This window comes from Streptomyces sp. NBC_01334, assembly GCF_035983595.1.
Taxonomy (GTDB): domain Bacteria; phylum Actinomycetota; class Actinomycetes; order Streptomycetales; family Streptomycetaceae; genus Streptomyces; species Streptomyces coriariae.
This window is the reverse complement of record NZ_CP130718.1, coordinates 1,269,580-1,292,282: the sequence shown is the minus strand read 5'-3', so window position 1 is coordinate 1,292,282 and position 22,703 is coordinate 1,269,580. Positions and strand designations below refer to the sequence as shown.

17 protein-coding genes and 4 pseudogenes are annotated in these 22,703 nt (G+C 67.8%); 6 read left to right on the top strand and 15 right to left on the bottom strand.

Features of this window, described 5'->3' with window-relative positions; genetic code table 11:
- Positions 1–44: 44 nt before the first annotated feature.
- The 3 genes from OG736_RS05955 to OG736_RS05945 all read right to left on the bottom strand — a co-directional run bounded on the left by OG736_RS05955 (position 45) and on the right by OG736_RS05945 (position 3,811).
- On the bottom strand, positions 45–1,079 hold the full coding sequence (locus OG736_RS05955) for an ABC transporter permease (RefSeq protein ID WP_327181482.1): 1,035 nt from the start codon (positions 1,077–1,079) through the stop codon (positions 45–47).
- Positions 1,076–2,665: a sugar ABC transporter ATP-binding protein gene (locus OG736_RS05950; RefSeq protein WP_327181481.1), complete on the bottom strand. Its 1,590-nt coding sequence runs from the start codon at positions 2,663–2,665 to the stop codon at positions 1,076–1,078. Before OG736_RS05950 ends, OG736_RS05955 begins: the two co-directional genes overlap by 4 nt.
- A 105-nt stretch (positions 2,666–2,770) precedes the next feature.
- The gene (locus OG736_RS05945) at positions 2,771–3,811 is read right to left on the bottom strand and encodes a substrate-binding domain-containing protein (RefSeq protein ID WP_327181480.1); all 1,041 of its coding nucleotides are present in this window, start codon (positions 3,809–3,811) and stop codon (positions 2,771–2,773) included.
- A 915-nt stretch (positions 3,812–4,726) separates the two neighbouring features.
- On the opposite strand from OG736_RS05945, the gene OG736_RS05940 reads away from it, so the two are divergent.
- Positions 4,727–5,299 carry an ATP-binding protein gene (locus OG736_RS05940; RefSeq protein ID WP_327181479.1) on the top strand — a complete coding sequence of 191 codons (573 nt, stop codon included), beginning with the start codon at positions 4,727–4,729 and terminating at the stop codon, positions 5,297–5,299.
- A 466-nt stretch (positions 5,300–5,765) separates the two neighbouring features.
- Positions 5,766–6,863 (top strand): multiple monosaccharide ABC transporter substrate-binding protein, encoded by a 1,098-nt coding sequence (gene chvE, locus OG736_RS05935; protein WP_327181478.1) that lies wholly within the window; start codon positions 5,766–5,768, stop codon positions 6,861–6,863.
- Between the two features lie 376 nt (positions 6,864–7,239).
- Here the strand turns inward: chvE and OG736_RS05930 are convergent, their stop codons facing one another.
- From OG736_RS05930 to OG736_RS05895, 8 genes and pseudogenes are all read right to left on the bottom strand, one after another.
- Entirely contained in the window at positions 7,240–8,418 is a 1,179-nt protein-coding gene (locus OG736_RS05930; protein ID WP_327181477.1) for an acyl-CoA dehydrogenase family protein, read from the bottom strand.
- 2 nt (positions 8,419–8,420) lie between these two features.
- A complete protein-coding gene (locus OG736_RS05925) occupies positions 8,421–9,623 on the bottom strand; it encodes a CaiB/BaiF CoA transferase family protein (RefSeq protein WP_327181476.1) in 1,203 nt (400 codons plus the stop codon).
- A complete protein-coding gene (locus tag OG736_RS05920) occupies positions 9,616–11,262 on the bottom strand; it encodes an acyl-CoA dehydrogenase family protein (RefSeq protein ID WP_327181475.1) in 1,647 nt (548 codons plus the stop codon). Before OG736_RS05920 ends, OG736_RS05925 begins: the two co-directional genes overlap by 8 nt.
- A 31-nt stretch (positions 11,263–11,293) precedes the next feature.
- Positions 11,294–12,637 (bottom strand): MFS transporter, encoded by a 1,344-nt coding sequence (locus tag OG736_RS05915; protein ID WP_327181474.1) that lies wholly within the window; start codon positions 12,635–12,637, stop codon positions 11,294–11,296.
- Positions 12,638–12,776: 139 nt separating this feature from the next.
- Complete coding sequence (locus OG736_RS05910) at positions 12,777–13,682, bottom strand: LysR family transcriptional regulator (protein ID WP_327181473.1); 906 nt, start codon at positions 13,680–13,682, stop codon at positions 12,777–12,779.
- 232 nt (positions 13,683–13,914) lie between these two features.
- Positions 13,915–14,127, bottom strand: coding sequence for a helix-turn-helix transcriptional regulator (locus OG736_RS05905; protein WP_327181472.1), 213 nt, complete (start codon positions 14,125–14,127; stop codon positions 13,915–13,917).
- Entirely contained in the window at positions 14,124–14,543 is a 420-nt protein-coding gene (locus OG736_RS05900; protein ID WP_327181471.1) for a hypothetical protein, read from the bottom strand. The genes OG736_RS05905 and OG736_RS05900 overlap by 4 nt, the downstream gene beginning before the upstream one ends.
- Before the next feature lie 220 nt (positions 14,544–14,763).
- Positions 14,764–15,033 (bottom strand): annotated as a pseudogene (locus tag OG736_RS05895) (transposase); the annotation flags it as partial.
- A 1,083-nt stretch (positions 15,034–16,116) separates the two neighbouring features.
- On the opposite strand from OG736_RS05895, the gene OG736_RS05890 reads away from it, so the two are divergent.
- The gene (locus OG736_RS05890; protein WP_327187532.1) at positions 16,117–17,532 is read left to right on the top strand and encodes an RICIN domain-containing protein; all 1,416 of its coding nucleotides are present in this window, start codon (positions 16,117–16,119) and stop codon (positions 17,530–17,532) included.
- Positions 17,533–17,876: 344 nt separating this feature from the next.
- Here OG736_RS05890 and OG736_RS05885 read toward each other — a convergent pair.
- Together OG736_RS05885 and OG736_RS05880 are read right to left on the bottom strand one after the other, a co-directional pair.
- Positions 17,877–18,008: pseudogene (locus OG736_RS05885) on the bottom strand (MOSC N-terminal beta barrel domain-containing protein); the annotation flags it as partial.
- A 464-nt stretch (positions 18,009–18,472) separates the two neighbouring features.
- A complete protein-coding gene (locus OG736_RS05880; protein ID WP_327181470.1) occupies positions 18,473–19,306 on the bottom strand; it encodes a PIG-L family deacetylase in 834 nt (277 codons plus the stop codon).
- 446 nt (positions 19,307–19,752) lie between these two features.
- On the opposite strand from OG736_RS05880, the pseudogene OG736_RS05875 reads away from it, so the two are divergent.
- Positions 19,753–19,894, top strand: a pseudogene (locus OG736_RS05875) (IS5/IS1182 family transposase); the annotation flags it as partial.
- A 168-nt stretch (positions 19,895–20,062) separates the two neighbouring features.
- Here the strand turns inward: OG736_RS05875 and OG736_RS05870 are convergent.
- Positions 20,063–20,848, bottom strand: a complete 786-nt coding sequence (locus OG736_RS05870) for a maleylpyruvate isomerase family mycothiol-dependent enzyme (RefSeq protein ID WP_327181469.1) — start codon at positions 20,846–20,848, stop codon at positions 20,063–20,065.
- A 391-nt stretch (positions 20,849–21,239) separates the two neighbouring features.
- Between OG736_RS05870 and OG736_RS05865 the strand changes: the two genes are divergently transcribed.
- Both OG736_RS05865 and OG736_RS05860 read left to right on the top strand, forming a co-directional pair.
- A complete protein-coding gene (locus OG736_RS05865) occupies positions 21,240–21,932 on the top strand; it encodes a hypothetical protein (protein ID WP_327181468.1) in 693 nt (230 codons plus the stop codon).
- 93 nt (positions 21,933–22,025) lie between these two features.
- Positions 22,026–22,172, top strand: a pseudogene (locus OG736_RS05860) (helix-turn-helix domain-containing protein); the annotation flags it as partial.
- Between the two features lie 23 nt (positions 22,173–22,195).
- Here OG736_RS05860 and OG736_RS05855 read toward each other — a convergent pair.
- Complete coding sequence (locus OG736_RS05855) at positions 22,196–22,519, bottom strand: hypothetical protein (RefSeq protein ID WP_327181467.1); 324 nt, start codon at positions 22,517–22,519, stop codon at positions 22,196–22,198.
- Between the last annotated feature and the right edge of the window lie 184 nt (positions 22,520–22,703).

Genomic DNA, 22,703 nt, shown 5'->3' with positions numbered 1-22,703 from the left:
GTAGCCGGACCCACCGCCTCAGAGGAGCCCGGCCTGAGGGGTGGTCAGTTGGGCAGGCCGATGGCGCGTTCGCCGTTGCGGCGCTGCTGGATGATGACGGCGACGACGAGGAGCGCGCCTTGGGCGACGTTTTGCCAGAAGGTGTTGATGCCTTCGACGGTGAGGCCGTTCTCGAGGCAGCCGAGGAGGGCGACAGCGAGCAGTGTTCCGCCGATTCCGCCCTTGCCGCCCTTGAGGGCAGCGCCACCTAGGGCAGCGGCGGTGATCGCCTTGAGCTCGAGCCCCTCGCTGCCCGACACGGGCTGCCCGGAGCCGGTGCGGGCGGTCAGGAGTATGCCGGCGATGGCGGCGACGACGCCGATCAGCACGTAGACACAGATGAGGTACTTGTTGATCTTGATGCCGGCGAGGCGGGCGGCCGTGTCGTTGCCGCCGATCGCGTAGAGATTGCGGCCGATATCGGTGTACTTGAGGAGCAGGTGCACCCCGATGGCGACGACGACGAGCATCCAGACCATGACGGGAAGCCCGGCAATCCTGCCGCGGCCGAGGAAGATGAAGACGTCGTCGTTGAGGACGTAGCCCTGGGCCCGGCCGTCTGAGAGGAGCTGGGCGAGACCCTTGTAGGCGGCGAGCCCGGCGAGGGTGGCTATCGTGGGGTTGACACGGCCGTAGAGGATGATGAGGCCGTTGAGGACACCGATGACCAGGCCGACGCCGACAGCGGCGGCCATGCCCACGAGAGCGTTCGAACCGGTGCTGGTGAAGACCATGGCGCTGACCACTGAGGCCACACCCACCTGTGAGCCGACAGAGATGTCCAGCCCGCCGCAGATGATGACGACGGTCTGCACGATGGCGAGCAGGCCGGTGATGGTCGCCGCTTCGGCGATCACCTGCATGTTCGACCAGCTCAGGTAGTTGTCGTTGAGGATGCCGAACAAGGCCAGCACGAGCACGAGAGCGCCGACGAGGCTGATGTTCTGGCCACTGATGTTGGCCAGGAACGTGGGCCGGGAGGGCGCGCTGCCGCCCGACGGTTCCTTCACATTCGAGGAGGGGGCGCTGGTGAACGTCATGATGTTGCTCCAGAGGCGCCGGCGATGTCGTCGGCCATGGCGAGTGCGAGGATGGATTCTTCGGTGGCTTCGTCGTGGGTGAGTTCGCCGGTGATCCGGCCGCCTTGCATGACGACCACCCGGTCGGCGAGGCCCAGGAGTTCAGGGAGCTCCGACGAGATGACCAGCAGGGCGACGCCCTCGGCGGCGAGTTCGGCGATGATCTGGTAGATCTCGGCCTTGGCACCGACGTCGATGCCCCGCGTTGGCTCGTCGAGGATCAGTACCTTCGGCTTGCGGGCCAGCCAGCGGGCGAGTACGACCTTCTGCTGGTTGCCGCCGGAGAGCTTGCGGACCTCGTGGTTGATCGACGGCGTGCGCACGCGCAGTCGGTCGGTGTACTTCTGGGCGAGGGCGCGCTCTGCGGCACGCTTGACGAAACGGAACCGGCGCAGGCGGTCCATGACCACCAACGACGTGTTGTCTCGAACGGACTGCTGCAGGAACAGGGCCTGAGCCTTGCGCTCCTCGGGGGCGAGCCCGAGCCCGGCCCGGATCACGGCTCCGGGCTTCCCTGACGGCAGCGCTACGCCGTTCAGGGTCATGGTGCCGCTGTGCACGCGCTGGTCACCGGCCAGGGCAAGGGCCAGTTCGGAGCGGCCGGCGCCGATGAGTCCAGCCAGGCCGACCACTTCCCCGGCGTGAACCTGGAGGTTGATGTCAGCGACGTGGTCGGTGGTGAGGCTCTTGACGTCGAGCACGAGGCGGTCGGTGGCCACGCGCTGTCGCACGAACATGCTGGACAGATCGCGCCCGACCATCAGGCGCACCAGTTCCCCCTCGTCGGTGGTGCTCGCCTGGTGTACGCCGACCAGACCACCGTCCCGCAGCACCGCGATACGGTCCGCGAGTTGGAAGATCTCTTGCATGCGGTGCGAGACGTAGACGACGGCGATGCCCTGCGCACGCAGGCGGCGGATCAGGGCGAACAAGGCGTCCACCTCGTGCTCCGAGAGCGATGAGGTGGGCTCGTCGAACGCAATCAGCCGGGGTGAGGTGCTGCCGGTCAGCGCACGCATGATCTCGACCAGTTGCCGCTGCGCGGGTGTGAGGCGGGAGCCGATGAGATCCGGGTCGAGGACGCCAGCGAAACCGAGCCGCTCCAGGTCGTCCTCGATGCGCCGGCGCAGCGCGGCGCGGTCCAACAGCCGTCCGGCCTTCCGGGGCAGGGCACCGGCGTAGACGTTCTCTGCGACGGAGATGTGCGGGATGATCTCCGGTTCCTGGGGGATGATGCGGATGCCCGCAGCCCGGGCGTCCGCGGGTGAGGCGAGGGTGACCGGCTTCCCCTCAACCAGTACGTGTCCCTCGGTGGGCTGGTGGTCACCGGTGAGGATCTTGAGCAGCGTTGACTTCCCTGCGCCGTTCTCCCCCATCAGTGCGGTGACGCGCCCAGCCGGGAAGTCGAGACTGACACTTTCGAGAGCCTGCACGGCACCGAACCGCTTGGTGACGCCGGCCACGCCGACCGCTTCAGATGGTGGTGCCCCGTCGTACTCGCCGCTGTAACGGCCTGATCCTGAGTTCGAGTTGGGCGCTCTGGTCATATCTCGGCTACCTCGAAGACTTCGTGCTGTGGGGTCGGGGTGCCCGGTCGTCAGGAAGGGAACGGGCTGTCCGGTCGGCGGCCCTGCGGCCGCCGACCGTGGGGTTCAGCTGCAGGTGACGCCGGCGGTCTTCCAGGAGGCGGCGTCGACCATGGTGGTGGGGGCGAAGGCTTCCTTGGGGAAGTCCTTGCCGTTCTTGAGCTTGTCGTACATGGTCTGGACGGCCAGGGCGCCGACGTCCTTGCCGTTGATGAACAGCGCGGCCTTCATGCCGGACGGCTTGGCGGTCTGCCATTCCTTGCAGGCGAGGTAGGCGCCGAGACCGACGCCGACGACGTTGGCCGGCTTGATGCCGGCATTCTGCAGGGCGGTGACGCCGCCCATGACGTTCTCGTCGTTGCACCCCCACACCACCCAGTTCTTGACTTTGGCGTTGGCGGTGATCGTCGCGGCGATCTTGTCCTGCGCGCCGGTCGGTGTGTTGTCGGTGGGCACATCGATGGTCTTCACACCGGGGACGGCCGCACCGAAGGCCTTCTTTGCGGCGCTGACCCGGTCGCCGCAGACGGTGACGTCCTGCTTCCAGGCCGAGATGACACGAGTCTCGGCGGGCTTGAACCCGGCCTTCTTGTACTCCTCTGCCGCGCGCTTGCCGACCTCGGTGCCCATCTGCTCGCCACTGAACCCGATCCGGGGCACGAGGTCGCCCTTGTCGCAGACAGCCGGATCCGGGCCGGTGGTGCAGATCTGGTCGTCCGAGGTCAGCAAGGCGACCTTGCCGTCCCTGGCGGTCTGCACGACCTGCGGACCGACGGCCGGGTCCGGGACGACGATGATGATGCCGTTTGTCTTCTGTGCGATCGCCGACTGCACCTCGCTGACCGTCTTGTTGGCGTCGTTGCCCAGGTTCACGACCTTCAGGTCGATGCCCAGCTCCTTCGCCTTCGCTTGCGCGCCGGCCGCCTCACCGACGAAGTACTCCTGGTCCCCCTGCTTCTGCAGGTATGTGATGGAGATCTTGCCGTCGACCCTGACGGACGAGTCCTCCTTGGCCTCCTCCTTGCCCGACGAACACGCTGTGCTCAGACCCAAGGTGAGCAGGAGTCCGGTGGCGACAGCGACACGTCGGCGAGAGGGACGGGACATGGCGAGCTCCTTTGTGCTGACAACGACCCTGTACTCGGTGAGTGGAACGGGGCCGTGTGATGGAGAGATGGTCACGAGTCGCCGGCAGACGACTGACCAACGCAACGCGTTCGCAGAAACGATCAGGACCCAACATGTTCGAACGCGTGGCCATATGACATCTCTGTTGCGCGAAGGAGTCAAGTTCATGAGGTGCGCGAGATGAGTCTGTAATGTTCCGCTTCTCTGGGTCGTAAAAGGCTCAACTAGATGCCTCAAGTGCCCCCGCGGGTACGGCGGAAGGCGGCCGCTCGGTGCGGGGTCCGAGGAAGTGAACAATTCTCAACGCTTCCGCGGGGGTGTGCGATCAGGTTCGACGCGGGGGAGGTGTACCGCCTTGGCGCAGCTTCTGCCGGCAAGGCGATTGAGCAGCTCAAAGCCTTGCTCTGGCCGAGAGTTGGCGGATCGCCGCCTTCTCGGGTCGGGAGTTGTGGCCGTCCCGGATGGCGGCTCCATCGATATCGCCCCGGCCGCAATCCGATGCGCATCCAAATGCGGAAGCGCTTACCCGCGGAAATGGAAGCGCTTACCCATGAAGTGAAAGCGCTTCCATTCAGCCGCTCGGCAGACGGTCGGCAGTTGAGTAATGGGCGTGTCTTCATGCTCGTGCGGCCGCAGGATATGGATCGGATACCGTTGTGGCGTGTACATGACAGACATGGGGGATATAGGGAAAGAGTCGTTCGACTCTGTTGAAACTAGGGGCAAAGTTCCTGTTTGAGCCCTCTTGTTTTGTGGAAACGTGTGTGATTTCGTTAGATGTGTTGGTGCTCCTCTGATCGTTGCCCGTGTCCGACAGCAGGCAACGCAGCCAGCCGACCTACCTGTACCTCAGGTGGTCCCACCCCTGTCTCGACTCGTCTTCGAGGGGGAGCCATGATTGCGCTCACCACCACCACTGCCGTCTCGTCACCGGTCTTCGGCGGGGCACGTACCGGCCGCCAGATGCTGTGGTCGGGGCTCGCCGAAGTGCGCTGGGTCCCCGTGGTGCGGCGCGCGGTGGTGGCAGTCCTCACCGCCTGGGAACTCACCCCGGTGGCGCGGGACGAAGCGGAGCTCATCGTCGGTGAACTGGCGGCAAACGCCGCCCAGTACGGTGGCGGCGAACTGACGCTGTATATGTCATGGGAGTCCGGGGGCGAGTTGCTCGAGGTGGCCCTGGCCGACTCGGGCCCCGCCGCGGAGCCGCGCTCATCGCGGGAGTGCGATCCCTGCGAACGGGGCAGGGGTCTGGGAATCGTTGAGCACCTCGCCGAGTGGGTGCAGGTGGATCAGGGGCCGGCGTGCCACGTCGTCACGGCTGCGATCCGCGCCGCCGGGACGGCCCCGGCCCCAGCGGTGACCGCCCGGTCGCACGCCGGCGTCGCCGACAGGCCGGCGTCGCCGGCCCCGTACGGGGCGTTGACAGCGATCCCCGGCATTGATCCTGATGTCACGGACACTGCGTGAACAGCAGCGCTGTGCTGACTCTCCTGCCTTTGCCGATCTCTGCGGCTGCGTGCTGTGGGGGAGGCGTGTTCCAAGGTTCGCCCGAACCCGCTGCGCGGAATGACGCGCCGGGCTGCCTGACTACCGGTCAGTCTCGCTTGGCTGTCCGCCCGTTCACCGCTACTGAGCCGGTGCGCCGGGTGACCCGACGGTTCCGGCGGCCACCTGCGGATTCACGAGGTCGCCGAGCGGACCACTGCGGGACGTACCGCTCCACCGCAACTCCGGTCCGTCCAAGGCACCCGGGAAACAGCCGCACGGCGCTCCTCTGCGGAATCCGACCCCGGCAAGGGGCGGAGCACATGCGCAACGGCATGCCCGGCTCGCTGCCTGCCCACCCCCACCCCGCTCCACCGGTTCCCCGCCCGCACCGACACCCGCTACGCCGCCATCCTCTCAACGACGAGAAGAACGAGGAACGATCACCATGCGCAACCGAAGAGCCGCCCTCGCCGCCACCGCCGGAGCCGTCTCTCTCGCCCTCACGCTGTCCGCCTGCGGCAGCAACATCGGGGGCAGCTCCGAGGGCAGCGGCACGGGCGACACTGTCGGCATCGCCATGCCGACGCAGGCCTCCGAGCGCTGGCTCACCGACGGCAAGAGCGTCGTCGACGACCTGAAGGCCGACGGCTACCGGACCAAGCTGGTGTACGGCCAGGACGACCCGAAGACGCAGGTCTCACAGATCGAGGCCCTGATCAAGCAGGGCGTCGACGCGCTGATCATCGCGGCCATCGACAACAAGTCGCTGAACGGCGTGCTCCAGCAGGCCGCCGACGCGGACATCCCGGTGATCTCCTACGACCGGCTCATCCTCGGTACCGAGAACGTCGACTACTACGTGTCCTTCGACAACGAGCAGGTCGGCCGGTTCCAGGCCCGCTACATCATCGACAAGCTCGGCCTGGAGGACGGCGCGGGCCCGTTCAACATCGAGCTGTTCGCCGGCTCCCCCGACGACAACAACACCAAGTTCTTCTTCGACGGCGCGATGCACCTCCTCCAGCCGTACCTGGACACCAAGCAGTTGGTGGTCCGGTCCGGCCAGACCGCGCTCAAGGAGGTCACCACCCTGCGCTGGGACGGGCCCACCGCGCAGAAGCGCATGGACGGCATCCTTTCCGACGCGTACGGGAGCAGGAAGGTCGACGCGGTCCTGTCGCCGTACGACGGCATCTCCATCGGCGTCCTGAACGCGCTGAAGGCGGACGGCTACGGCTCCGGCAACAAGCCTCTGCCGATCGTCACCGGGCAGGACGCCGAACTTGCCTCGGTGAAGTCGATCATCGCGGGTGAGCAGTCGCAGACCGTCTACAAGGACCTCCGTCAACTCGCCGGTGTCGCCGCCGAGATGGCCGACGACATACTCAACGACAAGACGCCGAAGGTGAACAACAGAAGGGCCTACGACAACGGGGTCAAGGCCGTGCCCGCCTACCTGCTGCAGCCGACGACCGTCGACAAGACCAACTACGAGTACGTCCTGGTCGCGGGTGGCTACTACACCGACGCCGAACTCAAGTAGCCACAGCCCGGACGGAACGCTCTCCGCAGTTGACGAGCCGTCCGCCTCGCTCGCCCTGCGGTCGGACGGCCCGCACCGAAGCCCGACTGGGCGCTGGGAGCGCTCGGTACCGAGAGGTCCACCGGTGGTGGCATGGCAGACCGAGCCGGGGTCGCTCCAGGTGATGGTCCAGTCGGGGTCGGTGACCTCATCCCAGCGGGATGATGAGCAACTCGCGTTCGGCCTGTTGCCTTCGGTGATCAGCTTCGGTTCGGGCTGCTCGCGCTTGCCGCCGTGGTCCCCGGCCCTGAGGGGAGAACAGCAGGCGCCGCAGTGACTCGTGCGTGATGCGAGGACATGCCAGTCCTTACCTGGGGGGATGTTCCTGTCCGGACTGTCAGCGGAAGGCCGCGAGCCCCGTCAGCGCCTGACCGAGCGTGAGTGTGTGCATTTCGGTGGTGCCTTCGTAGGTGAGGACGGACTCCAGGTTGTTCATGTGCCGGATCACCGGGTACTCCAGCGAGATGCCGTTGGCGCCCAGAATCGTGCGGGCGGTGCGGCAGATCTCGATGGCCTCGCGTACGTTGTTGAGCTTGCCGAAGCTGATCTGCGCAGGCTGGATTCCCGGCCCGTCCTTGAGACGCGCCAGGTGCAGGGCCGTGAGCGTGGCCTTGTGCAGTTCCAGGGCCATGTCGACGAGTTTCTGCTGCGTGAGCTGGAAGGCGGCGAGCGGCTTTCCGAACTGTTCGCGCTGAGCGGCATATTGAGCGGCCGCCTGCCAGGCCGAGCGTGCCGCGCCCGTCACGCCCCACACGATCCCGTAGCGTGCCTCGTTCAGACAGGTCAGTGGCGCGGACACGCCACGCGCGCCGGGCAGCAGCGCGCTCGCGGGCAGCCGCACGCCGTCCAGGACCAGTTCGCTCGTGACGCTCGCCCGCAGCGACATCTTGTGCTTGATCTCAGGCGCGGAGAAGCCAGGCGTCGCGGTGGGGACGACAAAACCTCGGATGCCGTCGTCGGTGCGCGCCCATACGACCGCGACCTCGGCCACCGAACCGTTGGTGATCCACATCTTGCGGCCGTCGAGGATCCAGTCACCGCCGTTGCGGCGTGCCCGGGTCCGCAGGGACGACGGGTCCGAGCCATGGTCGGGCTCGGTCAGACCGAAGCAGCCGATGGCCTCGCCCGCCGCCATCCGCGGCAGCCACTCCCGCTTCTGTTCCTCGCTCCCGAATCGGTGGACGGCGAACATCGCGAGGGACCCCTGTACGGAGACGAACGACCGCAGCGCGGAGTCGCAGGCCTCCAGCTCGCGGCAGGCGATGCCGTACGCGAGGGCGGACGTGCCCGCGCAGCCGTACCCGTCCAGATGCATGCCGAGCAGGCCGAGTCTGCCGAAGCCGCGGGCTACTTCCGGCAGGTCAGGCAGCTCGCCGCGCTCGAACCAGTCGGCGATGTGCGGCTCGATCCGATCGGCGCAGTACTGACGGACCGTGTCGCGCACGTCCCGCTCATCGTCGGCCAGGAGGGGTTCCAGACCGAGCGGATCGGCGGGATCAAACGATGGGAAGGGCATGTTCAGTCCCCCTGGGCCTGGTGCGGATTGCGGTCGAGCAGACGGGCGATCTCCGCCTCGTCGTAGCCGAGTTCGGCCAGCACGTCCTGGCTGTGCTGCCCCAGCGTGGGCGGCGCGGACCGCACGGGCGGGCGCTCGCCGCGGAAGGTCACCGGGAAGCCGACCTGCTGGAGCGGGCCGACGACAGGGTGATCTGCCTTCTGGACGATGCCGAGCGCCTCGGTCTGCGGGCAGTCGTAGACCTCGTCGAGGGTGCGGATGGGGGTGACGGGCACACCCGCGTCCTTCAGCAAACCGCACCAGTGGGCCACGGAAGCACCGGTCAGGACAGCGTTCAGCTCGGTGTTCAAGACGCGTCGGTTGTCGACGCGGGCGCGGTTGGTAGCGAACCGCGGGTCGTCGAACCACTCGGGATGCCCGAGGACCGCGGACAGCCTGCGGAACTGGGCATCATTGCCGACCGCGATCACGAAGTGTCCGTCGGAGGCCGGATACGCCTGGTACGGCACAAGGCTCGGATGCCCTGAGCCGAGGCGGGCAGGCCGCTCACCGGTGGCGAAGTATCCGGTGGCCCAGTTGACGTGCAGGGCGAGCAGCGACTCGTACAGCGAGGTCGTGACGTACTGCCCGCGTCCGGTCCGCTCGCGCTCCACGAGCGCCGCGGTGACGCCGATGATCCCGAAGAGCGCGGCGCCGAGGTCGCCCATCGCGTATCCGGCGCGCACGGGCGGCCCGTCGGGCTCGCCGGTCAGGGACATCAGGCCGGCGGAGGCCTGCGCCACCATGTCGTAGCCGGGTTCGTCGCGTAGCGGACCGCTCTCTCCGAAGGCGGAGATGTGCAGCACCACCAGGCGCGGGTAACGCTCGCTGAGCTCGCGGTAGTCGAAGCTGCGGGCCAGCAAGCTGCCGGGGCGGAAGTTCTCGACGACGACGTCCGCGGTGGCGATCAGCCGGTGTACGGCTTCCTGGCCTTCGGGGGACTTGAGGTTGAGGGTGACGGAGCGCTTGTTGCGGTTGGCGGCCAGGAAGTATGTGGCGTCGGGGCCGTGGAACGGTGGGCCCCAGTTACGCGTCGGGTCACCGCCGTCGGGGTGTTCGACTTTGATGACGTCGGCGCCGAGGTCGGCCAGGGACATCGTCACATACGGGCCGGCGAGGATTTTCGACAGATCGACGACACGTGTTCCGGACAGGGGTTCAGGCATCTGCGGCCTCCTTGGCGTCGGCGAGCGTCACCTCTCCGCCGTCGGCCACCTCGGCGAGGCGGTCGAGGGCGGGACGGGGCAGCGCGCCCGGGTCGATGAGGAGCGCGTGGTAGGTGTGGGCGACGAGCAGCTTGCGGGCATTGCCGGTGGCCCACCACTCGTACTCGCCCTGTTCCAGCAGCAGCGTCGCCATGACGGCGCGGGCAAGATCGTCCGCGTACCGTCCGATGCGCATCTCCTGTTCCTCCTCAGGGAGTTCGAGGATCCCGTCGCCCTTGGCGCGCAGGGAATGCCACAGGTCGCCGAGCCGGGTGCCGTAGGTGTCGGCGAGGGCGTGGTGGGCGTCCGCTCGTCGCATGCAGCGCAGAACGTCGAGCGCGATGACGTTCGAGGAGCCCTCCCAGATCGAGCCGAGGTGGGCGTCGCGCAGCAGCCTGGGGTCGACCCAGTCCTCGATGTAGCCGTTGCCGCCACGGACCTCCATCGTCTCGCCGGTCACGGAGCGGGCACGCCTGCACAGGGTGTACTTGGCGAGCGGAGTGAGGATCCGCACCAGTTCGCGGGCCACGCAGTCGCCTGCGTCTGCGGCGTCGAGGCGGGCGGCGGCTTCGAGTACGAGGCCAAGGGCGGCCTCGGCGTCGAGCAGCAGGGGCAGCAGGACGGCCCGCATCAGCGGCTGTTCGAACAGTGGCCTGCCGAAGACCTCGCGCCGCCGGGTGTGGTCCACGGCTTCGCGTACCGCGCGGCGCATGAGCGCGGTGGCCCGCATCGCGTTGGACAGCCGGGAGACATTGAGCATTTCGGCCATCTGCGCGAAGCCGTGGGTGAGTTCACCGACGGGAGTCGCGTACGCGTCCTCCAGTGTGACTTCGCCGCTCGGAATGGACCTCGAGCCGAGTTTGTCCTTGAGCCGGTCGATGCGGATGGCGTTGCGGGAACCGTCCGGGCGCAGCCGCGGCACCAGGAACATCCCGAGCCCACGGGTGCCCTCGCCCTGTCCCGGCACGCACGCCAGGGTGAGGATGACGTCCGCCCCCGGGTTGGACGCGAACCACTTGCGGCCGTTCAGCGTCCAGTGCGTGCCACAGTCGGTGGCGACGGTCGACGTCAGGCCGACATCCGTGCCGCCCTGCCGCTCGGTCATGAACATAGCCCCGGTGGAGCGCCGTTCGGGATCGGTGGACGTGAGCGCCGTGATCTCGGCGGCGTACCGCTCGGGGTCGAAGAGACGCAGCACGCGGGCGGCCGAGTCGGTCATCGACAGCGGGCAGGCCATGCCGAACTCGGCCTGGACATAGAGGTACGACAGTGCGTACTTCACGGTGTGCGGGGTCTTGGTGGGCCAGCCGTGGACACCGGGGCGGTGGGACATGGCGGCGAGTCCGAAGCGTTCGTAGGCGATCTCGGCCAGCCGGTCGTGCGCCGGGTGGAAGTCGATCACGTCGATGCGCTGGCCGTCAGGGGTGTACGGGCGCAGGCGCGGCGGGTTGGCGTCGGCGAGCCTGGCCTGCCGGTCGATCTCGCCGGCCGCGAGCGCACCGAGCTCGACGAGGAGCGGTTCGATGCGTGCCCGGTCGTCGGGGGCGAGAAACCGGTCCAGAAGCGGGCGCAGGGCCGGGTCTTGTTCAGCGTAGTTCATAGGGGCGGTTCTCCTGGAAGGAAGGGCCTGCTCAGGCGGGGGATGCGGCGGGCTCCGGGGAGGGGTCCAGGGCCGTCTGACCGGTGCGGGCGAGCAGCGGCAGCACCCCCACGAGCGTGATCACGACGTATCCGAGGCCGAGAGCGACGACGGACCAGATGGAACCGGTGGTGGTGAGCAGGTACTGGGAGACGATCGGGGCCGTCCCGGCGAACAGTGCAGTGCACACCTGGTACGAGAGGGACATGCCCGTGTAGCGGATCTCGACGGGGTAGACGCGGGCGAGGATGCCGGCAAGGGCCGCGTAGTACATGGCGTGCGGGAAGGTGGCGAGGCCCATGCCGAGGACGGCGAGCCAGAAATTCCCGGTGCTGACGAGCACGAACATCAGCGGCAGCAGCACGAATTCGGGCAGCAGCATCCACAGCACGGCCTTGTGTACCGGCCACCTCTCGGCAATGACCGCGCCGAAGGGCTGCACCAGCACCTGGACGACGAGGGCGAGCGAGATGACGGTGAGGAACGTGGACTTGTCGAAGCCCAGATCGGTGGTCGCCCAGGACAGCGCGAACGTCGTCTTGACGTAGGTGATCGCGACTCCGGCCGTGCCCGCGAGCACACCGAGCACGACGAGCAGCGGGCAGGTGGTGAGCACGTCCTTGACGGGGAGCTTGGAGGTCTGCTTCCGCTCCAGGGCGGCGGCCATCTCGGGGGTCTCGGTGAGCCGCAGCCGGAGGAACAGTCCGACAGCGACGAGAACGGCGGAGGCGAGGAAGGGGACGCGCCAGCCCCAGGACTCGAAGGCGGCATCGGGGAGCTGGACGATGCCGAGGAAGGCGAGCGTGGCGAGGAGGTTGCCGACGGGGGATCCCTGCTGAGCGAAGGCGCCGTAGAGCAACTTCCGCTTGGGCGGGGCGAATTCGGTGGCGATGAGCACGGCGCCGCCCCACTCGCCGCCCATGGCAATGCCCTGGATCAGCCGCAGCAGCACCAGCAGGATCGGGGCGGCGACGCCGATCTGCGCGTATCCGGGGAGCAGCCCGACGCAGAAGGTGGCGCCCCCCATCATGATCAGGGTGACGACGAGGGCCGCCTTGCGGCCGCGGCGGTCCCCGAAGTGCCCGAAGATCAGGCCGCCGAGGGGGCGGGCGAGGAAGCCGATCCAGAAGGTGGCGAAGGCGGCGAGGGTGCCCACGGCGGGCGAGGCATCGGTGAAGAAGACTTTGCCGAGGACCAGCGCGGCGGCCGACCCGTAGATGTAGAAGTCGAACCATTCGATGGTGGTGCCGATGAAGGCGCTGATCCCGGCCCGACGCGCTTCGCGCGTGGAGGGCTGGGCGGCGGGGGTTCTGGGGGCGGGGGTGTCTTGCTGCATGACGAGCGTCCTCTCGTAGCGGCAGATCCCGCGAACACGACGGGGACGAGCGGCGGACCGGGTCCTGTGCGGGATTCAGACAACTGTGCACCCCTCGATTAGGACATGTCCAAGACCAAAAGAACTCTCCGGCGAGATGTCATCCGTCATAATCGCGCGGAGTGGGCATCACTCGCTCGGCGACGCGCAGCACCGCCTTGAGCGCCGCCGAGGGATTGCCTGTCCGCCAGCCGAGGGCGATCGGCAGCACCGGCACGTCGTCCCCGGCCAGCGGTCGGAACACGACATGCTCCAGGCGGATGGCGCGCGCCGACTCGACCACGACGGCGAGGCCCACCCCGGCACCCACGAGGGCCAGCAGGTTGTACGAGTCGGGGGCCTCCTGGACGATGCGCGGTGCGAACCCGGCCTCGTGACAGGCCTGCACCATGGCTTCGCGCACCGCGGACCCGCGCGAGACGGGGAAGCTCACAAACGGCTCGTGCGCCAGATCGGCGAACGCGAGCTCCGCGCGCTGCGCGAGCGGATGGCTGTCCGGCAGGGCGAGCGCCAGCCGCTCCATCTGTACCACTCGGGTGCTGATCCCGCGCCGCACCGGCAGGGCCACGAAGCCTACGTCCAGCGAGCCGTCCGCGATCCGGCCGAGGGCCTCACCCGTGTACGTCTGCCCCTCCAGGATCAGCTCGATGCCGGGCAGTTCGGACGTGACGGCCCGGGTGAGCAGGGGCAGCGCCGAGTAGCTGCTGGCGCCCGCGAAGCCGATGGTGACCCGGCCGACGTCGCCGAGATGGGCGGCCTGCACGGTGCGGCGCACCGCGGACGCCTCGGCCAGCAGGTGCCTGGCGGGCTCAAGCAGCGCCTGCCCGGCGGCGGTGAGTCGCACGGAGCGGGTGGTGCGGTCGAAGAGCTTGACCCCGAGGTCCCGTTCGAGCAGCCGGATCTGCTGGCTGAGCGGCGACTGGGCGATGTGCAGCCGCTCGGCGGCACGCCCGAAGTGCAGTTCCTCGGCGACGGCGACGAATCCGGAAAGGTGACGTAGTTCCATCCCACAGACAATGTCAGGGGTGAGGCGGCTCAGTCCCTCGGCAACCCGAACATCGACGAATCGGCTCCGCCACGACAGGGAACTGGACGGGGACGGTGCCGTCCCCGATGGTCAGGCAGCGGGACACGAAGCAGGGTGGCCTGCCCGCGTGGTTGCCCTGGCGGGCCGGGTGGCTTCCGCCCGGGCGGGCCGGACCACTACGGCTTGCTGCGTGTCCTGCCGCAGCCGGCGGTCAGGGTGTGGAGTCCGTGCCTTCGTCAGGGAAGAAGAGACCTTCAATCGGTTCGCCGAACACGGCGGCGATTTTGAACGCGAGCGGCAGGCTCGGGTCGTAGCGGCCCGTTTCGATGGCGTAGACCGTCTGCCGGGACACGTCGAGGCGGTCAGCGAGGTCGGTCTGGCTCCAACGGCGCACGGCCCGCAGTTCCCTGAGCCGGTTCTTCATCGGGTTCGCGGGGTCTTGAACAGCAGGGCCGCGATCCAGATCAGGATGCTTGTGATGAAGCTGATCTGGACCAGCTGCCGCAGGTCGCCCACCCCGGCAGCCTGAAGAAGTCCGACGGTGTAGATCGCCATGGTCAGCACGCCGAACCCGATTGCCAGGGCCTCGAGCTGGCAACGGCGCTGGTACTCGTCGGCGCGTCGCAGGCTCCTGACCACGGTACGGACGATCCACAGCCCCGGGGCGAGGTTCAGCAGCGACCAGAACAGTTTCCATGAGCCCGCGGAACCGAAGAGGCCTAGCTCTGAGATCAGGCTGAGCAACATGAGGACGATTACCGCCGGCAACCAGTCGAGGAACCACGCGCGGGCGCGGACTGTGTCGCTTTGGCTCTGCCGGTTCTCCGACGATTTCTCCATACGGTAAATGTCAAGGGAACTTGTCTCGATGTCAATGGTGCTTGTCAAATAGACAAGGAAGGTTGACGGTAGGTCGCCGGTCAGGCGAAGGCATCGCAGGGCAGCGGCGACCCTGGAAGACGCTGTACCGGGCTCCCTGGCCCCCGATCGGCAAGTGCTGTGGGGACAACGCCGCATAGCCTCCGAGCTCGAGCGGAGCCTGGTTGCGAGTCGGCTCGGCCCGGTCGACCGGCAAGGGGCCCGTGCTGCCCTCCTGCTCTGTTTTGAGGGCTCGGACGCGGGAGGAATCGACCACGCACAGGGATCGGTCCAGCCGTGAGGCCGCGTTCAGCTCGGGGAGCAGAACCTCGTGCAGCCGTTGCCGGACGCCCGCCTCTTTCCAGTCCCGCAGCCGGCGCCGGCACGTGACGCCCGCGCCGAAGTCCAGGTCCTGCGGCAAGTACTTCCACTGGATCCCGGTGGGCAGCACGTAACGGATCCCGCGCAGCACCTACCGGTCCTGTCGCTGCCCGACCGACGGTCGCGTCCACATCGAGTCCGGGGTCCCGGTCGGCGATCTCGATGCGGACACGAGGTTCATCGTCTGCGGCATCGGCCACCTGCAAGCTGGCCTGTGTGTCCCACACCCGTAAGGCAAGCGTTGGTGGCCAGTTCACCGGTGATCAGGACCAGGTCCTCTGTCGGACACTGAAGGGGCGAGCCCGTCGGCAGCTGAGTGGCCCACACGTGCATCCGCCCGGCTTCCCAGGCGTGCCTGAGCAGGGGAGGCCGGCGGCCGTACCGGCGTGCGTGGAGTGGATGCCTTCGCAGTTACGGTAGTTCGGAGAAGTGATCACCGCCGCTTCTCGGTTGCGAGTGAATCGATGGGGGCGGACCTGTCGGGGCGGTGACGGCAGGTGACAGGTGTCCTGCCCCCGTCAGGGCGCCTGGTGCCGCTGCGGGTTGCGGGGCGTGTTTGTCGCCGTCCCGCTGCCCCGCCGCCCGGCCTTGTTCTGTGGGTGACTGGAGGAGCGCATCCGCGCTGTCACGTGGCTGCCGACCATTCGAATGTCGATCAAAAACAAACAGCTTCTAACGCAGTGCAACGCATCTCACCGAACTCGCGCGCTCGTGTCAAGCCTTCGGGGCCTGACTTGACCGCCTATCAGCTTCATTGCCCGAAACTGCCGTCGGTAGATGCTCCGATTTCCAACAGCTTCCGATATTCCACGGCGCAACCACTTGACGGCCGTCACCGAGGTCCCCAGACTCACTCCCCGAACCGGCCGTGTTAACGCAAACATGGAAGGACGTCATCTCCCCGTAACCCGGCCGTCATCCCGCCACCTCTGGCGCGGGATCCGGCGGCAGCACCTGAAGTGCCCGCGCGAAGACCACCCCCTTCAGGTTCGCGGACCGCGCTGTGCGGGTCCGCTGCCGTCCTGTTACCGATGCGCCGCTCGTCAGGCCGACCGATCCTGCCCCGGCACGGTCTTGTCTCCGGCTCGATGGCTGGCCTTGCTGTGCCCGCGTCGCAGTTCCGCAGCACTTCGACACCGAGAGGTCTTTGACCATGCAATGTCGTTCCAGAGCCATGGCGGCCGTGTTCACCGCCGTGGCGGCTCTGCTTCTGTCATGGACAGCAGCGGTGGGCCCCGCGTCCGCAGCTCCAGCGTCCATCACCAATGCCACCCAGTTCACCGATTCGAACGGCAACCCCGTGCATGCCCATGGGGGCGGGGTCCTCAAAGTCGGCGCGTACTACTACTGGTTCGGTGAGAACCGCAACGCAGACAACTCATTCCGCTACGTGTCGGTCTACCGTTCCACGGACCTGGCGCACTGGGAGTTCCGCAACCATGTGCTCACCCGTGACAGCGATCCGGAGCTGCAGTCCGCGAACATCGAGCGCCCGAAGGTCATGTACAACCGGGCGACCGGTCAGTTCGTCATGTGGATGCACAAGGAGAACGCGACCGACTACGGCGAGGCCAGGGCCGCCGTCGCCGTGTCATCGACGGTCGACGGCGACTACACCTGGCGCGGCAGCTTCCGTCCGCTCGGTCACATGTCACGTGACATCACCACGTTCGTGGACACCGACGGCACCGGCTACATGATCTCGGCGGCCAATGAGAACGCCGATCTGCATGTGTACCGACTCAACTCCGATTACACCGCCGTCGATGCCCAGGTGCAAAAGCTGTGGTCCGGCCAGTGGCGCGAGGCGCCGGCGATGTTCAAGCGCGACGGCGTCTACTTCCTTCTCACGTCTCACGCGACCGGCTGGGCCCCCAATCAGCAGAGGTACGCCACCGCCAGCAGCATCAGCGGCACCTGGAGTGGTCTGAGCGACGTCGGCGACTCCACCGCCTACGGATCCCAGACTGCGTTCGTCCTGCCTGTCCAGGGCACCTCCGGGACTTCATATCTCTATATGGGCGACCGCTGGGGCAATTCCTTCGGCGGCGTCGTCAACGACTCCCAGTACGTTTGGCTGCCGCTCAAGTTCCCTACGAGGACCACCATGGCCCTCTCCTACTTCCCCCAGATCACCGTTGACGTCACGGCCGGCGGGGTGAGCGGCGTCGGAAACTGGGAAACCCTCACCGCACGGCACAGCGGCAAGTGCGCCGACGTCGCCGACCGCTCCAGCGCTGACGGCGCCGCAGTGGTCCAGTGGGGTTGCAACGCAGGAATCAACCAGCAGTTCTGGCTCAAGGGAGCCGGGGACGGAACCGTTCAGATCATGGCCCGGCACTCCGGGAAGTGCCTTGCCGCGCGCGGCGCTTCCACCGTCGACGGTGCCACCGTCGTGCAGACCACCTGCGACGGCGGCTTGAGCCAGCGTTGGTCCGTGCGAGAGACCGCGGGGTACGTGCAGATTGCTGCCCAGCACTCCGGCAAGTGCCTCGATGTCACCAACCAGTCCACCGCCGACGGCACCGCTCTCATCCAGTGGACATGCAGCGAGGGCCAGAACCAGCAGTGGAAGCGCACCGACACCTGACTGCCTCCGAGTGCTGCTCGCGGACGGGCCTGTGGACTCCAGCTGCACGACATGAGCAGGAGTCGCCGTTGTGCGCCGGTGCCCAGGCTGCCGGCGTACGACGCGTGTCGAGGATCGACCGACGGAGACTCCGACTCTGCCGGGTGGTGTGCGGGCGTCGAGGCAACACGCGTCCTGCGAGCGAGAGGCACCCTGCGCTGGAAGGCGCCGCTCGGCACGAGACTGCAGGCGCCTTCACCGCTGCGGGAGACGGTGAACGTGAAGTCGTGAACGATCCGTGGATGCCTATCATCGGGGGTGGTGATGCGGACGGCGGAGTTCTCGGCCTGTGCCGTCAGCGTGAGCAGTTGGCGCCAGAGGCGGGGGTGTTTGGCACTCGCTACCTTGCCGGTGTCCCGGTCGGTCAGAGCGAAGCGCCGGTCGTGGGTGAGGCCTCGCTCGGTGACGTCGACGGTGGAGAGCTCCTCGCCGAGCATCGACTTCACGGGGTAACGCAGGAGCCGTTCCACCGTTCCGAGTGTGTCTGACTCCTCCGACGTCACCGTGCAAAGTATCGGGGTCTGCGCAGCGGGCGGCAATTGCTTTCCGGCGCCGGCTGGTGCACACCCCTGCCTCCCTCCGCATGCACGACCCTGATCAACGATATGGGTGCCTGCGTCATGCCGCCTCGTTGCGGGCGATGTGCGCCCGGTCCGTCCGCTGGAGCATGTCGGGGCCGTCGCCGATGTGTTGTGCGAAGGCGGCGACCCCGGGCCGCGGCCCGCGTGCATGTGTCCCACGAGGTGTTCCAGGCGTTCGGCCGCGGTGCCGGGGAGGGCCTGGACGCGGGCTGCCGGAGCGGAACTCGCGTGGACGAGCCTCCGGGTGTGTGACCCGCTCGATCGCGCCGTGCGGTCGATGCGCCTTCCCGGCCGGTCGAGCGGACGGGCGGACGGGCGGATCAGCGCAGTCCGGCGAAGAGATCGTTCTCGGGTACGGCCGCGCCGGTGGCGTCCTGGACACGTACGAAGGTTTCCGTGCCCATCAGCTCGCCGAACCTCTCCTTGCCCATCTTGAGGAAGAAGATGTTCTCGCCCTGGCTGGCGTGCGCGGCCAGCGCGTCGAACTTCTGACCGCTGAACGCGGTGGTGTCCACCCACGTGGTGATCTCATCGTCGGGGAGGCCGATCTCGGCCAGCGCGGCGGTCTCGGCCGGGTCCGGCTCCGGCATGTCCTCATGAAACTCGCGCATGATCTCGCCGAACCGCTGCATCATCGAGCGGGGCATCGTGGTCCAGTACACCTTCGGTGTCAGCGCGGTCATCTCCAGCGCCGCCATCGTGATGCGGTGGGCCTGGATGTGGTCGGGGTGGCCGTAGAAGCCGTTCTCGTCGTAGGTGACGACCACATCAGGTCGGTAGTGCCGCATGAGTTCCGCGAGTCGGGCCGCGCCTTCCTGCACGGGGGTCTGCCAGAAGGATCCGGGGGCGTCGTTGCTCGGCCAGCCCGCCATCCCGGAGTCGGCATAGTCCAGCATCTCCAGATCGGCGACCTTCAGGACGTCACAGCTCGCCTCGAGTTCCTGACGGCGCATCAAGGCGACCGCCGCCGGATCGTGCCCGGGATCACCCGGCTTGACACCCCCCGGTCCGTCGCCGCAACCGCCGTCGGTACACGTCACGAGAACCGTGCGGATGCCTTCCGCCGCGTACCGCGCGAGGACTCCTCCGGTTCCGGTGGCCTCGTCGTCGGGGTGGGCGTGTACCGCCATGAGCGTCAAGGGCCGGTCAGTCATGAAACAGTCCTCCTGCAGAAAAATACGTCTTGGTCCAAGGAACGCGGTGGGCGTACCGCGATCCCGAGGCCCGGATCCTGGTGGGGCGGACGACCCTGTGGTCTCCGTGTTCCCCTCGCGCGGCGCCGGTCCCTCGGTCGATGCAACCGTGCCGACCGGACCAGCTGTTCCCGGCACGGCCGCTTGGCTTTCCAGGGCGCCGGCGTGCCCACGCGAACGAGGCATGGGCGCGACCTGCATGTCTCAGTGCCACGCCGGATCCGACTTCCATCCGGCACCGGCCGGGAGATTCGGACACGAACTTCGAGAACACATCGTCGGAGGTGTGGAGCAACCACTTCTCCATCAACGTGAACGGGTACTTCCTGGTCACGAGGGCCTTCCTGGAGGACGTCGAGAACTCGGCGGCCGGTCGCGCGATCGACATGTCGTCGAGTCGACCCTACGGAACCCCACTCGCCGTCACGCTTACCGGCGGGAACCGACATGACGTCACCGCTCGTGCCGTTGCCGGACGCGGTCCCGACGATCCGGGGCCTGCTGGGACGGCCTCGCCGCAAGCCCCGGCGCCTGTACGCCGACCGGGGCGCTACGAACAACGCGCCGACCTCCGTCAGGGCACGTGTGGCCAGGCCGGTGGAGGCACAGGTCGAGGCAGAGGTGAACAGATCAGCGGACCCGAGCTACCACGGCGCGGCTGTAGCCGTTGGCCAGAGGCATGCCCTCGGGGCGGGGGAGGTGGCGCATCGTCACGTCCTACTCCTCCGGCTCCCACGCGCGAAGGAGATCGAACAGACCTACGTCTCCATCGATCTGCAGGGAGTCCGCCGGGATACGGTCGTACACGAAGAGGACCAGCTCACTGGCCGTGCCGCGGACGGAGACACCAGCCGCGTCCGGGCCTTGGCCGACAGCGGTGCCGGGCGCGGGGATACGGGTGTAGCGTGCGCCGTCACCGTCGACCGTGAGGCGCCAGGAGTGGCCCTCGGTGGCGTGGAAGTCGAAGGCAGTGGGCTTGTGCGGCCAGGCACTCGTCGTTGCGACGCAGGTGGACAGGAACTCCTCGACACCGTCGAGTGCCACCTCATCCGGCAGCGGCTCCGGGGCACCCACAGTGACCTGGGCGTCGTAGGTGTGCACCGCGATCTGCTGGAGCTGGTGCCGGGCGACGGCACCACAGGTCTGCGGCGACTGGGACGCACCCCACCACGTCCAGCAACCGCGATCCGGGCCGGCCTCCCGCAGTGCGTCCACCAACTCCAGCGTCGACGCGGCCAACCAGGCCGGCACGGCCTCGCGCTCCCGAGGCGCAGCCGGGGCGCCCTCTGGTACGGACTTGGCCGGAGCAGGCCCCGCGGCAACGGTGGCGGCCCAGGCGCGGCGCCCCTCGCCGATGTGCTGCGCCAGATCGAACAGCGTCCACTCGGGGCAGGTCGGCACCTGTACGTCGAGGCTGGGCGCGGAGGCGACCGCGGCGCGGAAGGCGCGCGACCGTTCGTCGATCAGGCGCAACAGAACGGGGAACGTAAGTGTCGTTGTCACATGGACTCTTTATCACCGTGTTCCGACAATCGGACAGTGATTTTCGCAGCCGAGGCGGCGAGCGCGCGGCATGGGCCGGGCGCCCTCGGATGGCGCCATGTTCGCGTTCTGAAACGATCAGTTGGCTGAGTCATGCCGCACTGCCTGACTTGTGGCGTCTGGAACCGCTCATCCGCCACCGACCAGACCGCGCGGAACTGTTCGAGCCGACGGGCGCGCCGGCCGATCGTCCGCCCGTTGCCGTTCGCTGCTGTTTCCGCTCGCATCCCTCCGTAAGCGGGCGAGGTTGTGACGGGCGCTGAGGGTGTTGGGGTGGTTCGGTCCCGGTACCCGGATCAGGGCGGGCAGCGATTCGGGCTGCTGGGCCCCTGGCCGGGGCAGGAGACCCGACATGCAGACGGGCTTACCTGGTGGAACAGTGATAAATCGGGTGGGGCGTCGGGGCACGTTCTCCGCCGGGCCGCAGGCAGTGCCGCGGCTTCGGATCTCCAGTCTCTTCGTCTTCGGAAGCAGGGAGAAACCCATGCGTAAGCAGATCCTCGTGTCCGTACTGACGTCAGCGATGGCCTTCAGCGGATGGACCGCGGTCACCTTCTCGAATGCCGACGCGGCGGTGAAGGCCGCGCCCAAAGCCACCTGCAGGGTGTCCGAAGGCCCTGGTGGTCGCTTCGGGGTGTCGGGCAAAGGATTCAAGACGGGCGACAGAATCACCGTGCGGAATTCCAAGGGCACCGTGGTGCGCGTGACCAAGGCGATCACAGGAGGGTTCTTCGAGGTCACCGGGCTGCCGAACGACAACTACCGCGCCACCGGGAAGACCGCCACCGCATCCTGCCGGAAGTTCGTGTCGGACGAGGAAGCCGCCATCAAGTGCACGGTCACCAAGGGCCCGGGAAAGACCTACGGCGTGTCCGGCAGGGGGTTCCCGGAGGCCGAGACGGTCACGTTGAAGAATTCCAAGGGCGCCGTCGTGGACACGACCGTCACGATCAAGGACGGCTTCTTCGAGTTCACCGGCGTCCCCAACGACACGTACACCGTCACGTCGAAGTTCGCCCATGTGACCTGCCCCAAGGCCGCTTAGGGCAACGGGGCGACGCCCCGGCCGGTACATCCAGGGTCCGTCTTCCGGACCAGCCCATCCGGGAGACGGGCCAAGACGCCGCACCCGCTCGCCGTAGTCGATGTGATCGACGCGTTCAATGGGAAGGGCCGGGCCTGCCTGGGCTCTCGGTGGGCGGGAGGCCGTCCCCGCCAACTCGGTGATGACGAAGAGGACTTCGTCATCCAGACGGCCACCGCCCGCCCGGTCGAGCTCGGTCAGCGAGGGGCATCGGCCGGGGCGGATCACTTGATCGCGACGGTGTGTGCACCGGAGAAACGCCCCTGCGCAGCCTGATCTGGTGGAACTCTCCTGTGGCCGTCGATCCGGGCGGAGAGGTAGGCGGTCCAGTCGGTGGCGGCTCGCCCGCGCCACTGGGTGAAGTCGGTGGCGGCTCGGCTGCGCCACTGGGTGGCGGTCATCGGGTGCAGGCCGAGCACGCGCCCCAGGACCGAGGGAGCCAGGTCTTGGGTGAGGCGAGGAGGAGGCTGGGTCGGCTGGGGAGCGGTGGGCGGCAGGGCGGTGGCTGTATCGGGGGTCCAGCCGGTGGGTGCGGGGCGGGGCAGCACCGAGGCCAGGGTGTCGGGCAGCGTAGAAGCGCCTGGCGTCGGTGGTCCATTGCCCCAGTGGGGACGCGGCGAAAGAGGCCGGCAACCGCTCGGTTTCCGTCTCCTGGTCGTTCCTGCCGGGCAGGCGGAGCGTGAACGGTATGCGTGGGTCGTTGTGCTCGCGGATGTCCTTGAGTGAGTGTCA